Annotated in this window: 11 protein-coding genes; 5 read left to right on the top strand and 6 right to left on the bottom strand. The window is 36.5% G+C overall.

Annotated features, from left to right (window positions below):
• Positions 1-10: 10 nt before the first annotated feature.
• Together HC965_RS21050 and HC965_RS21045 are read right to left on the bottom strand one after the other, a co-directional pair.
• Positions 11-718 carry a hypothetical protein gene (locus tag HC965_RS21050; protein ID WP_191033301.1) on the bottom strand — a complete coding sequence of 236 codons (708 nt, stop codon included), beginning with the start codon at positions 716-718 and terminating at the stop codon, positions 11-13.
• Positions 719-722: 4 nt separating this feature from the next.
• Positions 723-2,276 (bottom strand): ATP-binding protein, encoded by a 1,554-nt coding sequence (locus HC965_RS21045; RefSeq protein WP_191033300.1) that lies wholly within the window; start codon positions 2,274-2,276, stop codon positions 723-725.
• A gap of 306 nt (positions 2,277-2,582) precedes the next feature.
• Here HC965_RS21045 and HC965_RS21040 point away from each other — a divergent pair, with 306 nt between their 5' ends.
• Entirely contained in the window at positions 2,583-8,168 is a 5,586-nt protein-coding gene (locus HC965_RS21040) for a S1 RNA-binding domain-containing protein (RefSeq protein ID WP_191033299.1), read from the top strand.
• Between the two features lie 12 nt (positions 8,169-8,180).
• Positions 8,181-10,475 (top strand): PIN domain-containing protein, encoded by a 2,295-nt coding sequence (locus HC965_RS21035; protein WP_191033298.1) that lies wholly within the window; start codon positions 8,181-8,183, stop codon positions 10,473-10,475.
• A 317-nt stretch (positions 10,476-10,792) separates the two neighbouring features.
• On the opposite strand, the gene HC965_RS21030 is transcribed toward HC965_RS21035, so the two are convergent.
• The 4 genes from HC965_RS21030 to HC965_RS21015 form a co-directional block, all read right to left on the bottom strand.
• Positions 10,793-11,809 (bottom strand): inorganic phosphate transporter, encoded by a 1,017-nt coding sequence (locus HC965_RS21030; protein ID WP_191033297.1) that lies wholly within the window; start codon positions 11,807-11,809, stop codon positions 10,793-10,795.
• Between the two features lie 15 nt (positions 11,810-11,824).
• Entirely contained in the window at positions 11,825-12,472 is a 648-nt protein-coding gene (locus HC965_RS21025) for a DUF47 domain-containing protein (RefSeq protein ID WP_191033296.1), read from the bottom strand.
• A gap of 77 nt (positions 12,473-12,549) precedes the next feature.
• A complete protein-coding gene (locus tag HC965_RS21020) occupies positions 12,550-13,185 on the bottom strand; it encodes a DedA family protein (RefSeq protein ID WP_191033295.1) in 636 nt (211 codons plus the stop codon).
• Positions 13,186-13,323: 138 nt separating this feature from the next.
• The gene (locus tag HC965_RS21015; RefSeq protein WP_191033294.1) at positions 13,324-13,761 is read right to left on the bottom strand and encodes a hypothetical protein; all 438 of its coding nucleotides are present in this window, start codon (positions 13,759-13,761) and stop codon (positions 13,324-13,326) included.
• A 138-nt stretch (positions 13,762-13,899) separates the two neighbouring features.
• Between HC965_RS21015 and HC965_RS21010 the strand changes: the two genes are divergently transcribed.
• From HC965_RS21010 to HC965_RS21000, 3 genes are read left to right on the top strand one after another with little or no spacing between them, the layout of a single operon-like run.
• Positions 13,900-15,159 (top strand): carboxypeptidase-like regulatory domain-containing protein, encoded by a 1,260-nt coding sequence (locus tag HC965_RS21010; RefSeq protein ID WP_191033293.1) that lies wholly within the window; start codon positions 13,900-13,902, stop codon positions 15,157-15,159.
• A gap of 55 nt (positions 15,160-15,214) precedes the next feature.
• The gene (locus HC965_RS21005; RefSeq protein ID WP_191033292.1) at positions 15,215-15,766 is read left to right on the top strand and encodes an RNA polymerase sigma-70 factor; all 552 of its coding nucleotides are present in this window, start codon (positions 15,215-15,217) and stop codon (positions 15,764-15,766) included.
• Complete coding sequence (locus HC965_RS21000; protein WP_191033291.1) at positions 15,766-16,617, top strand: FecR family protein; 852 nt, start codon at positions 15,766-15,768, stop codon at positions 16,615-16,617. Before HC965_RS21005 ends, HC965_RS21000 begins: the two co-directional genes overlap by 1 nt.
• Positions 16,618-16,627: the final 10 nt, after the last annotated feature.

Below are 16,627 nucleotides of genomic sequence, written 5' to 3'. Positions count from 1 at the left end.
AATTAAAGTTCTATTTCTGACTATTTTCTTTTTCCCTTCTTTCCTTAACTTTTTCCAATCCCGGCATCTTTTTAGCCAATGCACTTTCTCCAGCAGGAAAATAGAGAGGAAAGACTTGAAATAAGAAACTCACAATGTCATTGCGCTTCTTGCCCATGTTGAAAAAAGCAGAGCAGATAAAATACATAAGCTCTTGTTGGCTACAAGTGTCTTGTTGTATGACTATTGAAGGAGTTACTATTAGGTCATGTTCTGCAAATGCGTAAGCGCTTGCAAGAATGGATTTCTGTTCTTCTTCAGTGAACATTTTGATTTTTTCAGCCAACCATTCAAGTTCTTCTCTTTGAAGTGCTTGTTGTTTTTCATTTTGGTGTTCCAGTAAAATAGATACTTTTTCTTGTTCTTTTTCGGTCAATGCATTTTCCAATGCTTGATTCTTCCGTTTAAGAACGTTGAATTTCAGCAATGCTGCAATGTACATACAGAAATATCCTACTGCAATATCGAATATTAGGACAAGCAGATAATTGTTGCTTGAATTTTGGGTATTTCCAGCCATATACTCACTGATAGGAATGACGGCTAATAGCATGATGATGGCTATTACATAAAGCACCCTATATCGCGTTTTATGGCTTACCTGCGGCAAGGAGGCAAACAAAAAGGCGATAATCAAAGCGGCAATTATTGCACAGAGTGGTATGAAAGATGTTCCCATAGGTTTATTGTTCTATTTGAGGACTAATTACAATGCGCCAATAGCCAGTCTTATCCGAACCTTCATGAGCCAAAATTCCCATATCCCTAAGGTTCTTGATGTTTTTCTCTATAGCGCGTTTAGTTACACCAACCTTGTTAGCCATATTATCGGCTGTGATTGATGGGTCAGAAATAACGAGGTCGATTATCTTTTGTGCAGTTTTACTGACTTTCTTAGGTATTTCCGATGTGTCTCCGAACATTTTTGCATTTTCACCGAACTTTTTCACCGAACTTTTGCTGTTTATACCGAACATTTTTGCATTTACACCGAACTTTTCGACCGAACTTTCTTCGTTTATAGGGTACTTTTCGAGGGTGCTATTTACCCTGTTAGCCACTTCCTCAACAGGTATTCTTCCGTTATCACCCCAGTTTAGATTATAAAAAGTGGTGAAGAAAGAAGTTGCTTCCGTCTGATATTGCGGTTCTTTTCCTTGCAGGAAGTTGGGTAGTTTTTCTGTAAGCTCTCGCATTTTACGCAAACCGGAACCACGTTTCTCCATATAGTCCAATTGTGTAAATACATCTGCAATGACAGGATTACGACGCATGGACGGCACTTTGTATATATCACGGTCTTGGATTTGTGTACCATCAAGCATCGCACCGGGTGATACCAATTCTACTCGGTCGTCATAGATATCAATATGTACTTCACCACCCATTACAGTATAATCTCTATGGATAAGATGGTTTACTAACCCTTCAAAGATAGCACGGTCTGAATAGTCGGGGAGGTTCAAGCGATAGTTCGGCATCTTCACCCATCCGCTCATGGTGTAGTTCTTAATGAAGTCCATGCCATATTTCAAAAGCAATACAAGATTTGCTCGATGTTCTACGGAACTGATGGCATCGTCTTTATATAGTCCCGTCCAACGGGTACAGAAAATACGTGATTGGAATACGGTACAATTATCCACAAACAGCAATCCGGCATTGGTTAGTTTACCGTCAGATGCGACCAGTCCAAATGATTCCAAATACTTATCGTTCCATTCCTGATGGGTTTGCTCACGGAATGTATTGGCAAGAATGATGAAAGAGTGCTTGTCTGCATCCACTTGTGTAGGCAACGAATCCCAAGTCATGTGCGTGCCCTTTAATACTAACGAAAGAAGTTGTTGCGAATTGCACTCTACACTTTCATTACCGACTCTTGTATAAGCTGTACGTGTTCCGTCTTGATAATAATAATAAGGTGTCAGCGTTCCTGCCTTTACTTTCACTTCAAGCAGGGTACGTCCTTCGTGTTCAATCGGAATAAGCTGTACGTCCGGTACAGGATCAAGTCTTGCTTTTATCATTTCACTGATAAAGTCGGCATCTGCTTGCGGATTCTCCAAACCTACAATCACTCCGTCATCGTTTACTCCATAGAATAAACTGCCACCGTTCGTATTGGCAAAAGCCGATACGGATTTAAGCCATGATTTTACTTTCTTTCGTTCAAGCATTTCCTTGAAATCGTAAGACGAGCATTCAGCTATCAATGTATTGTTATGAATTTGCATCGTTTTCTTTTTGTTGTTTGGGCATAAAGCCCGATTTTATATACAAAGGTAAGGATAAAACCGAATATTCTGTTAAAATCGCCCCATTGATTTGATTATTATGTGTTTATATTTTATTTAAAATGATAAAATCCATATTTTTGTAATTAAGAAATTCTCTTTGCATGAAACTATAATGTTACATGTGTTAGATTCTAATATGTGAATGATAGATAATGTCTTATATCTGATTTAATTTTTAATTGAAATATTTGATATCAGAGTGACTAACAAAATCGTAAAATTATACTAAAAGATAAATTACTTATGACAGCATATAATAATCCATCAGTTGGTGATATTATTCGCGTAAGAATTACCGGTATAAAACCGGATCTCGGAGCATTTGCAAGAATGCCCAATGGAGTTGACGGTTTGATAAGACTTCATGATATATCTTGGTCTAATCAGTCTGTGATTCTTTCTTCATTATCGGAAGGTGATGTTCTTGATGTAAAAGTTATCAAAGAATTATCAGATGGAAAGTTGAATCTAAGCCGAAAAGATCTTCTACCCAATCCAAGAACAGTTGAAAAAGGTACCATATACAAGGTTACTATAAAATCAGTTGAGAGTTTCGGTCTTATTGTAAACTTAGGAGACAGCACGGCACTTGTTCATATAAGTGAACTTCCAACAATAGAGTACAAAGAAGGTGAAGAAATTACTTGTGTTGTAATTGACAACAATTACGACCCAGAGAAGCATCGAAACAAAATTTCGATGAGTGTGTTGGCTCTACATGATTATTATGCAAAAGTACATACTGAGAATGAACGGGTAAAATGTTTGTTTAAAGGTATCATTAAAAATGAAAACTCTACCTCTGCTCTTATTGAAGCAGATGGATTAATAAAGGTAATTGTACCTTCTAAACGTTTTGTTGAACCTTATAAAACTAGACTATTGAACAATGAAATAGAGATTGATGAAGAACTTGAATTTGTTTTCCTTAAATATAATGAAAAGTTAAAAGCTGTTGTCTTGGATATGCGTCCAATCGAGGCCGAGGAAAAGAAAGCTAGAGTTGATTGGTTACGTTCACAACTAAATAAAGGCGATATCATTGATGCTATTGTTAAGAATGTAAACAACAAATTTGCTATTATAGACATTGGTAATACCGGAATCTTAAGCAGTATATATAGAGATGAACTTTCACCAAATAAAGTTATTCGTGCTAGTGATGAAGTTTTTCCAGGAGAACATATCCGTGTTGCATATATGGGAGAAGACAACGGGCAGCTGATTTTTAGTAGGAAGTTTTTTGTTGAAGATAAGTACGAAGAGAGCCTCTACGAACTTAGTCTTACAGATTTATTGGCTACTATGGGATTAACAACCAATCGTTTTATTGGCAAAGTTACAGAGATTAATTCCAAGTATTTTTTCACAGATTTAATGTCTACAGGAGATATTAAAGAAGAAAACAATGGTAAATTACTAGTAGATCCAATTAATGGAAAGTGTCTTATTGCCATCGTTGATGACCGATTGCGTAATTTTTTTGTTTCTGGTAATTATTATGAGATAGAGATTGACATGCCACGCAAAGAATACCGCATAGAACAAGGTTCTCCTTATATGTTTTGTGTGTCATCAAATAAAATTAAAGAAGCAGAAAATCCATATAAGGAGTCTGTTTCCCTTTCCTTTAAGCAACATACAAGTCCAAACACTAATACAAGTGTAGCTAACTTGCTTGAAGAAGTAGGTCAGAACCTCTATACTAGCAAAAAGAGAATGTTTTTTGAACTTCTTCAAAATGCTGATGATGCTGCACCAGAGAATGGCGTTAAAGTAAAGTTACAACTTAGCGATAATCATTTTGTTTTAACACACGATGGATCTGCATTTAATAAACATGACTTTGAATCAATTACATCTGCTGCAAAAAGCACAAAGAGTGCAAACAATAAGAAAACAGGCTATAAAGGTATTGGTTTCAAGTCTGTATTCACAAATTCTGAGTCTGTATTAATTAAAAGTGCCGGCTACAATTTTTCTTTCGACAAAAAATTACCAATCTATAATGATTTCAAAGCCTTTTACTACCATGTTAACGATATTGAGAATGATGTGGAAAAGCAGAAAGAATTTCTTCACAAATATCTAAAATACTTTAGGGAATTCAAAGGTGTAAAGGATATTCCTTGGCAGTTATTACCTATATGGTATGAATCATTAAAAATTGATCCATATGATTCCATTTTCAATCAAAAAGAAAATGTTGCCATTGCATTAAAAATGGATGAAGAAACACTTTCTGAATATCATGAGGCGATTAAAGAAGTGTTTTCTGAACCACGATTTATGTTATTCCTCAGGAACACTAATCGAGTGCAATTGATAGATAAAGATAAATGTCTTACTATTCAAAAAAAAATAGATAGAAAGAACAACATAGTTTCGCTTGTAAATTCTTTCAATGAGGATCATTTATCTGAAGATTTTTGTATTTATTCGTCAGATAATCTTTTAGTAAATGACGATGAATTCAAAAAGGCAGGTATTCAAATCAGAAGAAAAGAAAGGACTAATAATAGGGGTGAAAAAGAAAACTACTTTATTAAACTTGATCAAGATGGTAATGAATTAACAGAAGTTGCAGGTATTCCAGACCGTATTGCATCGGCTAAAGAAACAACTATCTCATTTGCTATCAAGCTTGATGAAGATGGGCTTGTCACACCAATCGGTGGGGATAACCTCTCATTATATGCTTATCTTCCTATGAATGAGCACAGATTCAAATTCCCATTCTATTTGAATGCTGATTTTATTCCCAAGTCTGATAGAGAAGGAATCCAAAGCGACAATCCATGGAATTTCTTCCTGTTCTATATGATTGGAAAGCAAATTGTAAGTATGGTTTCAAACTATGCTTCTGAACTCAATGTAAATTATCTTAATTTACTTCCAACAAAAGAATTCACCTATTTTAGTCAGGATACAGCAGCATTAGTCGATTCGTTTAATCGTGGATATAAGGATGCTTTAACAAATATATCATTTATACTTAATGATAATAATGATATCGTAGGGCCAGATAATATTATATTTGATGCTTCTGGACTATCTTCTGCAATTGGTGCATCTGATTTCTATAAGCTAATAGGTACAACCAAACATTTACCTCATGAGTCTATTGATTCAAGTTCATTGTCAAAAGAAATATTTGGAATAGAAAAGATTACTACTGAAACTGTTATCACAATTCTATTGAATAATATTGATGCCCTAAAAAAATGGATTATTGATTCTTGTGATGATGGGTTACGTACATCTTTCTATGAATGGTTGGCAAAAGAAGAAAAAGCACATTCTCTAATTCCACTTGTTCCCACGTTTATGTTTGGAAAAGAATGGAAAACAACAAATGAAATTAAGTTAGAAGATAAACTCTTGTTTTCAACAGAGAAAATTTCAACCATAAAGGCAGTATTATCAAAACTTGGTTTTAAATGTTCTAATCATTCTGTTGAAGAACACCCATTATCATTGTTTATTGTTAGCCAAGATGAAAAAGCAATTTTTGAAAAAATAAAGGAAGAATCCTTAGATTCACTCACATTTAATGAGAGATTGCATTTATTTGTTAATATTGCAAAATTTGAAAACATTGGGGTTGAAACACTAAAAAAATGGAAAATCTTTAAAAATCAAAATGGTAACTATAGTCCATTATCTTCAATGTTTGCATATAATTCCAATTGTCCGGTTTGGCTATATGATTATATGTTAAAGCAAGAAGAAAGTAATAACTTAATTACTAAATACCTTGTTGCATCGGCAGATATTTATTCAAGCATTATTGAACCATATATTGATGACTTGATAAGTATTACAGATATTTCAGATATTCATAAAACATTCTTGTCATATTGGAGACCTGGGTTTACGATAACATTGTTTTCGAAAAGTAATATACCTACAGCAAGTTTGCTTCGCATTGTAGAGCAATCTGACCCTAATACTCAGGCAGCATATTCAAAGAGCATAAAAGCTATGCCTCTTTTAAGTACGTCGGAATATGACAAAGAATCTTTCGAATATAGATGGATGAAGATGGCATTATCCAACGATACGGCTGTTACTCATGCACGCTTAATAATAACAATTAATGGTAAAAGTTTGTCAGAATATAATCTTAAAGATGATTTTTCAATAAGTATAGGTGTAAATCTCTATACATTCTCGCTTTCGAAAATACTACCAGCATATTCGTCATCTTCTATACTTAGCAATGTAAGTTCAAAGTTTTCAAGTATAGATGGATTCGAAAAGATATTTGCTCAAAGGGAAGTTAACCCTACTGATGTTCGAAATCAGTTGTATAAGGAACTAACTGCATCAACTCAACTGATCACTGCAGAACAATTTTGTTTTCTTATTGTGTATAGAAAGTTTTGTGGTTACAATTATTTCGATAATATGCTAAAATCATGCATTCGTGCTAATGATCAGGATCTTTTCATCAAAATACTTGATAAGAGTATGACACTAGATATTGCAGATATATTAAGTTCTATTATTGCAAATGGAGGAGTTCAATATCCTTTTGATAAATTGATTGGAACATATTTCGATAGTAATGAATTCACTTTACCAATAGAACAAGTGCCTCCGTTTATTGAGAACTGGGCTAATACGCTTGAAAAAAAACAATTCTTGATTCAACTTGGATTGCATGACAAAGAAAGCAAAGAGATACTGCGGAGAAAATCATTTAAAGAGGACAAATTAGAGAATATATGGAATCTTAATGATACTAATATAATAAAATCTTTCTTTAATTGGGTAGCCAACTCATTCCAACTTCCTATAGAATCAGAAAACCAAGCAAATATATTGTCAAATCTATACAAAACATTACGTCTAATTGGTTCATATTATGAAGATGATTTCTGTAAAGCAGCAGAATGGTCAAATCAATTGTATTTAGACTGGAAACAGAATTCAAGAATGTCAATATACATAATTGAAGGAGAGCTTCCGTATAGGGGCATTTATAATAATACTTACTTATTTAAAGGTTATGCGGGCGAATATACATATTTTGCAAACACCAGACATATCTATATATCAGCGAACAGAGAACCAGCATCTTCTCTAGCGGATATATACTCCAATACTACATTAAAATGTCCTTTCTCTAAAGAGGATTGGAATATGATATTTCTCGTATCAGCGGATATTGTTCAAGAAAAGGATAAACGCATAGCAGAACTTGAGCGAATGCTTGAAGAAACAAGAAGTAAAAAAAGAATAGACGGTGATTATTATGAGGATGAAGAAAGCTACGGCAATGTTTCCGATCGAGATAATCTCGACAAGGAATCCCGTATAGAGATGAATTTGGAAGCACGTAATGCTGCAAAAGATTACCTTGACTCATTAGAAGATTATGACTGCTTAGGATGGGATCCTAATCTTGGGAATGGTTTGGTTAAAGGTATTATTAAATTTAAAGGGAAATTAATAACCGTAGTCGTAACCAGTTCTATAGGACGAAAGCTATACCTTCATCCTAGATTATTCTCAGAATTAATGATAGATCCAGATAATTTGCTACTCAATTATGGCTATGACAGAAGGATACATCGTATTAGTTTTAATGATACTTTTAAAGACAATAAGGATGTCAACCTTATATTTGACACGGATATCATAACTCCTAAAGAATTTGCATATCTGGCTAATAGATATATGTACTCAAAAAAGACATGCTTCGTTATAGAAAATATAACATATTCTATTTCAGACCAAATAAAGGGTTTTGGACTTGACGAAAAGATGTCAGATTCTGATGTTTATACAAATATTGATACAGATGACTTGTTTGACTTTTAGAATAGAAATATAATGTATTATACAAGAGAGCAACATAAGAGATTTCTTGATAAAGAACTTATAGCAATAAGCGAAGAATATTTAAAGAAACTCAATTCTAAAGCAATAGCATTATTAACAGATAATGAAGTGTATGTTACACAGTTTGTAAAGTTAGACTTAAAAATGGCTGATTCCAATAATGCGGACCGTAACGTATTGGGTTCTGGGCAACTTATACTTCGTTTTAAGAAGGATAAAGGAATTCCACGCAAGAATGAATATTTTACTGCAGTCGTATTAGAAAAAGAAATGAGTATCCCAAGGTATTGGGGAGAAATCAGTTGGGGTAACTTGCGTCGTCACCAAGTCGAATTTTCGGAAGTACATTGTGTCTGGCAGGGTAAAACAGATGACAATGGTTTCTTACTGTGTGGTTTTACTGGATTGTCAATAGATATGGCTAAATTCCTAGAAAACAAAGAAGGATGTGTAATAGTTCTTGGCCCTCAAGAGCCACCAATGGATTATTATCAGAACCTTATTGATGTCGTTAACAACAACGACACAAATATGGTAGCCAAGGACATCTTGGACTTTGACAAGAAGCTTATTGTATGGAATCCTATTCATATTAATTCAAATAAAGAACAGGTTGAAGAGATAGTCAAGACGTTAGAATCCACTTCTCAACTGATATTTCAGGGCCCTCCAGGTACTGGAAAAACTTATCTTATGGCTGAACTTGTTGCACATTTGCTGAGCCAAAATAGTGGTGTGCTTGTTACTGCCATGACTAACAGAGCATTGATAGAACTTGCAGAAAAGGACAGTCTAAAAAAATACCTCTCTGAGAAGCGGGTAATGAAAACAAATGTATCTTCTGACGAACTTATTACCTGCAAAAATCTTTGTCCTATAGATAGTAAAAAAGTAACATGTATTTCTGGCAATTTGACACTCTCAACATTCTATAATACAAGTGGTTGGGCTAAACAAAGTTATTATGAACAACCATTTGACTATGTAATTATGGATGAGGCAAGTCAGGCTTTGTTTGGAATGATAGCTGCATGTAAGAATCTTGGACAAAAGGTCATATGGATTGGTGATCAAAACCAGATGCAGCCAATCGTATTGTTAAGCGAAGAAACGCTTATGAGGAACGACTTCGCTATGCTTGCAAATGGTTTTGTAACACTTTGTGAGAACTTTAACTACAAGTCGTTTATTTTAACAGAAACACATCGTTTATTGAAAAAATCTGCGGATTTGACAAGTATTTTCTATCATACACCTATTAAATCGGTAGCTGACTTTAAGTATGAATTAGTAAATACTACTATACACTATATTCCTAAGGAAGGTGGTACAGTTCTTGTTCCTAAGGATATGCCTATCGGTGAGAAAGCAGATAAAGGTAGCTGTGATTTCACTATTAGAATTATTAATGATTTATTATCATCTTATCCTAAATTGAATATTGCAGTATTAACAAAATTTCGTGCAGCAGTTAGAATGTTGCAGAATAGTTTTATAAGTAAATATGGTAGCAAAAACAATGTTCTCATCGACACCGTTGAACGAGTTCAAGGTATGACTTGCGATGTTTGTATCTATTATATTCCTAACACAATGATAGGAATGTCTCTTGATAGAGCACTGTTTAATGTTGCAACAAGTCGTGCAAAACAACTGACAATAATTGTTGCGGATAAATCAATACTCAATACGTCATGCCATAGAGATGTTCGCTCGTACTTAGTCAAAATAACTTCTGGTATTATACCAGAAAGAAGGGAAGATGATTCAAATAAACTTGAAGATAGTATAATTGAAGGCAACGGGGTAAGTTTGCATCTAAAAGGGAAAATTGATCTTTCGCAATTTGAGACTTCAAAACAAAAATCTGTTAAGTCAACCACAAAAAAGAATATATATATCATCGACACTAATGTGTTTGTTAATTGTCCAGATATTATTTCTAAGATTGATGGACATTATCAAGTTGTTATGTCTGCAAAAGTTATAGACGAGTTGGACAAACTTAAAATTAAGCTTGATGCGACAGACAAAAAAAATGTAGAAACAGCTTTACGATTGATAAATAAAGCAATGGATAAGCCGAATGTCTCAATGGAGCTTTCTGATCCTGACTTATTGCCAAATGATTTTAATAAAAAATCTCCAGATAATAACATATTAACGGTGGCACTTAAATTTAAAAATGAAAATCCTATTCTTTTAACTTCTGATAATGGCTTACAAGTAAAAGCGAAAGGACTAAGAATTGCAACTATTACACTTAAAGATTTCTTAAAGCATTAGTTATGTATTCGAATTGTATATTCTATAAAATCGCCCATTGATTTGATTATTATGCGTTTATATTACGATATTTATTGGAAAATTTTATATTTTTGCAGTCAAGAGTTGTTGTTGCTTATGGATGCTTATTTTCGGATTTGCGATATAATTGTAACACGTGTACGCAAGTTGCTCATACTGAGATAATGCTGACTTTGAGGAAGTGAAATAAGATCAGTAAATAAACGATTGATATATAAAAAAGAGCTGAAGGTCATTGACTTTCAGCTCTTTTTGTTTTCGATATTATTGATTGCTAATATCAGCCAAAGTCTACTTTATAAGAACAAAGAAACAATAGAATAGATGCCAGCCGCTAGAAGTCCGCTGACCGGAATTGTGAGAATCCAGGCAATCATCAGGCTTTTGGTAACTCCCCAACGAACAGCAGAAAGGCGTTTGGTTGCACCTACTCCGATGATTGCTCCCGTAATGGTATGTGTAGTACTAACGGGGATTTTCAGCATTTCCGTGATGTAGAGAGTGAAAGCGCCTGCTGTTTCGGCAATCACCCCTTCCAGCGGCGTTACCTTTGTAATTTTTGTTCCCATTGTTTTCACTATTTTCCAGCCACCGGACATCGTTCCTAGTGAAATAGCCGTAAAACAGGAGAAGGCCACCCAGTCGGGAAGGTCATTGATGCTGTTTATCCCCATGCCCAATCCCATCGAATGAGCGGCTATCATAGCAGCGGCAATGATACCCATTACTTTCTGTGAATCGTTTAGCCCATGCCCTACACTGAAAAGAGCAGAGGATACGAGCTGTAACCTCTTGAACCATTGTTCGGCTGTGTGGGGATGTGCACGCCGGCAGATATAAAGAACGAATAAGGTGAATCCGAATGCAATGACCATACCGATAAACGGAGCCAGGAAAATGAAAGCTGCTATCTTCAGGATGATATTCAGCTGAATAGCTTCAAATCCGTTAGCCATAATGGCAGCTCCGGCAAATCCGCCGATAAGGGTATGCGAGGAGGAAGAGGGAATACCTTTCCACCAGGTAACCAAGTTCCAGGTAATAGCCGCAATAATTCCTGCCAGTATGATCGGCAAAGTAATATACTGCTCTACTACGGTCTTTGATACCGTATTCGCAATACCGAAACCACCTATAATATATTTAGCGATGAAAAATGCGACGAAGTTGAAGAATGCTGCCCATAAGACAGCTTGAAAGGGGGTGAGTACCCTGGTGGATACGATTGTAGCGATTGAATTTGCTGCATCGTGAAAGCCATTGATATAGTCGAATATCAGAGCCAGGATAATAATAGTCACTAATAATTCCATGTGTTCCGGCTTCTTTTATGCGTATTTTACAATCAGACTTTTCAGAATCTTGCCTACATGCTCTGCGGCATCGGTAGTCTTTTCCAGTTCATGCATGATTTCCTTAATCTTGATAAGTTCGATGCAGTCTTTTTCTTCCTCAAAGAGCTTGGTGATAAAGAACTCATATACATCATCCGCTTGATTTTCGATCTCATGCAATTTAGAACAATACTCCCGGAGCAGGGTGGGCTTTTTACGGAATGTCTCAAGTTCGTCCATAGCCTTGCAAATATATATGGATTCTTCCTGAATCAGTCGGCTCAATTCTTTTCCACTGTCGGAGATGGGGCGGGGATTATAGATAGAGATTCGTTTGGCACAACTGTTTATTCCGTCGAGAACATCATCCATACAGGAAGCCAGGTCGTGAATATCTTCCCGGTCGAAAGGAGTGATAAACGTAGTGCCCAGTTCATCAAAAATCAAATGCGTCAGCCGATCCCCTTCACGCTCCAAGTCTTTGATTTTTTTGTAGTAGTCCGAACGTTCTGTCGGCAAGTCATATTGCAGGCTCTCTACTAAAACGACAGATGCCGCAGAAAGCACTTCTGACAGTTGCTTCAACAATGGGAAAAACTTGGGTTCCTTTGGTGTGAACCGGCTAAAAAAAGAATTTTTCATAAGTGTAAAAACTTTAAATTGTTTTTTTACTGTGTCTATATAAGTAACAAATGAATACAGATTATAGTTTGGTCTGTTTAAGATTTCAGTTTGGCTCGTACCACTTCTATTATAGCAGGTAATATGGATATGAAGATAATGGCCACAATCAGTAATTTCAGGTTTTCCTGTACAAAAGGAAGGTCACCGAAGAAATAGCCTGCATAGCAGAATATAGCTACCCATATGGCTCCGCCAACTAAATTATACATCATAAAATAATAGTAATTCATCTTCCCCATTCCTGCGACGAATGGAGCGAATGTACGTACTATAGGAATGAATCGTGCCAGGATAATGGTCTTTCCGCCATATTTCTTATAAAACTCATGTGTTTTATCCAGGTGGCTTTGTTTGAATATTTTAGAATTAGGATTCTTGAAAAGCCTTCGCCCGAAGTAATGCCCTATCATGTAGTTACACGAGTCTCCCAGTACGGCAGCGGCAAATAGTATGATAGCGAGAATATGTACGTCGATAGGCATATCCGGCAAGGCAGCGATAGCTCCCGCAACAAACAGTAACGAGTCTCCCGGAAGAAAAGGGGTGACCACTAATCCTGTTTCACAAAAGATGATAACGAATAAGATGGCATACGTCCAGGCATGATAATCACGCACTATTGTGACCATATATTGGTCTATGTGGAGTATAAAATCCAGTATAAAGTCCATTTTATATATTTTGATTGTTATTTGAAAAAATGCTGTTTTACCCGTTTGCAATCCATATTATACGAGATTACGGATGTAAACGGGAAGTGAGACATAGAAGGATTTGATAGTTCTATGCCGGAAAAATATATAAAATGGCTAAATAAGTATGCGCCCTAATGTATAGATATGGTATCTATAAGAGTATTTGATAAGATTGATATAGTAGGAGAATCCTGTCCATTGATTTTGAGGAACCTGAACCTTTAAAGCACTTAATATCCGGATAGTGGCGGAAGGTATGTTGAATCTTAATATCTTTAGAGGGGAGAAATGCCGGAATGAGAATGGGGTTAAAATTCCATTATTGGTTTTATAATCTTGCCTTCCGGTGTATTCCTGTGGTTTGGCGAGTTTTTTTCCTTTTCCCAACTGTTTGATAGTAGCTTTGGATTTGGAATAATGCTTTTGGATACAGGTCTGTATACCGGTACTACCGGTTTCCGACCGGTATGCTTGCTGTACCTCATTGGAGATTGAGTTAAATCCCCCAATCAGAAGTATGCCTACTAATATACAGAATATGTATTTCATCATAACGGTCGCAAATGTAGATATTATTTTTATATGAAATCATTTCTTTTTTCTTTTTTTCTAAAAAGTCATAGGGTATTTCTCGTCCGAACGCTCTTATATATAGAAACGCAAATTATTTACCTTTAAAAAAGAACCAATATGAAGAATTTAGAAAAACACCTGGTTGGATGGCTGGCAGTATGTTTGTTACTTTGTAGCTCTCCTGTATGGGCGCAGGGAGATGCCGGGGATTATCTTACCATCGTTGGTCTGGTGAAGGATAAGCAAAATAAAAAAGCTCTGGAGAATGTGAATGTATCCGTATATGGTAGTAATATTGGTACAGTGACGAATGCAGAAGGAGAATTTGCTTTGAAGATCAAGAAGACGGAAGCGCCGCGCGAACTGGAAATTTCTCATATCGGCTATGCCAATAGTCATATCTCTATAGAGAAAGAAGCTCCTGCTAAATTGACGGTATGGATGACACCTCATGCCAACCTGTTGAATGAAGTCGTAGTGTATGCCAGTGATCCTCGCCTGATTGTGGAGAAAGCTATCAGTAAGATTCCGCAGAATTACAGTGATAAACGTGATATGCTTACAGGATTCTACCGGGAAACTGTGCAGAAAAGCCGGCGTTATATCGGTATATCGGAAGCTGTGCTTGATGTTTCAAAAACTGCATATACCAATAGGAATATTAATTATGATAAAGTACGGGTGATGAAAGGTCGTCGTCTGCTTAGTCAGAAGGCGAGTGATACGCTGGCTGTAAAAGTTATAGGCGGCCCTAACCTGAGTGTAACGCTGGATGTGGTGAAAAACAACGAGGCATTACTCGATTTTGAGGAATTGAACAACTATGAGTTTTGGATGGCGGAATCCGTTCTTATAGATAATCGTATGCAGTACGTCATTAATTTCCGTCCGAAAGTAATTCTTATGTATGCTTTACTATATGGCAAGCTGTACATAGATCGTGAACGACTGTCATTTACCCGTGTTGAAATGAGCCTGGATATGCAGAATAAATCAAAGGCAACCACTGCTATCCTTTATAAGAAACCGCTCGGTTTGAGATTCAAGCCGCAAGAACTCTCTTATCTGATTACCTATAAAAATGTGGATGGCAGAACCTATCTGAACTATATCCGCAACACGATCCGCTTTAAATGTGACTGGAAACGGAAGCTTTTCTCTACAAGTTATGCGATAACTTCAGAAATGGTGGTGACCGATAGAAAAGAAGGTTCATTGGAGACTATACCGAACAAGGAAGCTTTCAGCATGAACCAAATATTCTACGATAAAGTGGATGAATACTGGAGCGAAGACTTTTGGGGGAATTATAATATAATCGAACCTACGGAATCTTTGGAACACGCAGTAGATAAATTGAAAAAGCAATCTAACTAGAATGAAATAGGGATAGTTTTCTTATATTTGAGGTCAATCATAAAAAGAAGCACGTATGCTGAATGAACTGCTCATACTAAAAAAGATAAAGGAAGGTGACATAAAAGCGTTTGAAGACCTCTTCCGCTCTTATTATTTCCCTCTTTGTTGCTATGCGGCAGGCATCACCGGGCAAATGGCAGTGGCGGAAGAAATAGTCGAAGAGCTCTTTTATGTACTTTGGAAGGAAAAGGGACATTTGCAGATTTTTCAGTCCGTCAAAAGTTATCTGTATAGGGCGACACGTAATCAGGCCCTTCAGTATTGTGAACATGAGGAAGTGCGAAGCCGCTATCGCGAAGCGGTATTAGCTACTTCCAGTCCGGAGCAGTCAACAGACCCTCACCAGCAAATGGAATATGAGGAGTTGCAGAAAATCATAAATAATATCCTTAAGAAATTGCCTGCCCGCAGGCGGCAGATTTTTGAAATGCATCGTATGGAAGGGCGGAAGTATATGGATATAGCCGCGCAGCTTTCCCTCTCGGTCAAAACAGTGGAAGCCGAAATGACCAAAGCCCTTCGGACGTTGCGAAAAGAAGTTGAAATTTATATTCACATGGAGTGATGAAAACAGATATATATAAAATAAAGACAGATAAAGCCTGGAACCGATTGTACGACCGGCTGGATAATGACCATTTACTTGCGAAAGTTGATGAAGGTCACCGTACTCGTAAACTTTCGCCGTGGATGCGCTATGGAGTAGTTGCCGCAGTATTGATTGGCATTGTATGCGGGGCGGTATATTGGGTATCGGGCTTCAAAGAACCTATACCGAATCTGCTCACGCAGGAAAATCAAAGTGCCTTTACATTGGCAACCACCCTTGAAGACGGTTCTGTTGTGCTTTTGGCCGGAGAAACCTCGTTATTGTATCCGAAACATTTTATTGCGGATAAACGGGAAGTAAGCCTGGAAGGAAATGCTTTCTTTGATATAGCGAAGAAGCAGGGGCAACCCTTTTGGATAAATACGGAACAAGCCAAAATCGAAGTTTTGGGAACAGCTTTCAGTGTGCAAAGTGGTGAGAATACTCCATTCCGTTTGTCCGTGCAGAGGGGAACAGTGAGAGTCTCCCTTAAAAAAGGAAACCAGGAATGTTATGTAAAAGCTGGAGAAACAGTTACTGTACAATCACAGAAGTTGATAGTACAACGTACCGATAAAGAAGCCGAAGACTGGAGTCGTTTCTTTAAGCATATACGTTTTAAGGACGAACCTTTGGCCAATATTCTGAAAGTAATGAATTTGAGTACGGACAGTTTGCAGATTCAAGTTGATTCACCGGTATTGGCAGAACGCAGATTGACTGTTGAATTTTCAGATGAATCTCCGGAAGTGGTTGCCAACCTGATAGCCAGTGCACTCAATTTGAAATGTATCCGGCAGGGAAATGTTTATAATCTGTCGGAATAAGACTCTTTAA

It is taken from the genome of Bacteroides sp. GM023 (assembly GCF_014750685.1).
Taxonomy (GTDB): Bacteria; Bacteroidota; Bacteroidia; order Bacteroidales; family Bacteroidaceae; genus Bacteroides.
The sequence above is the reverse complement of the archived record's forward strand: the minus strand, read 5'-3'. Positions and strand labels throughout refer to the sequence as shown.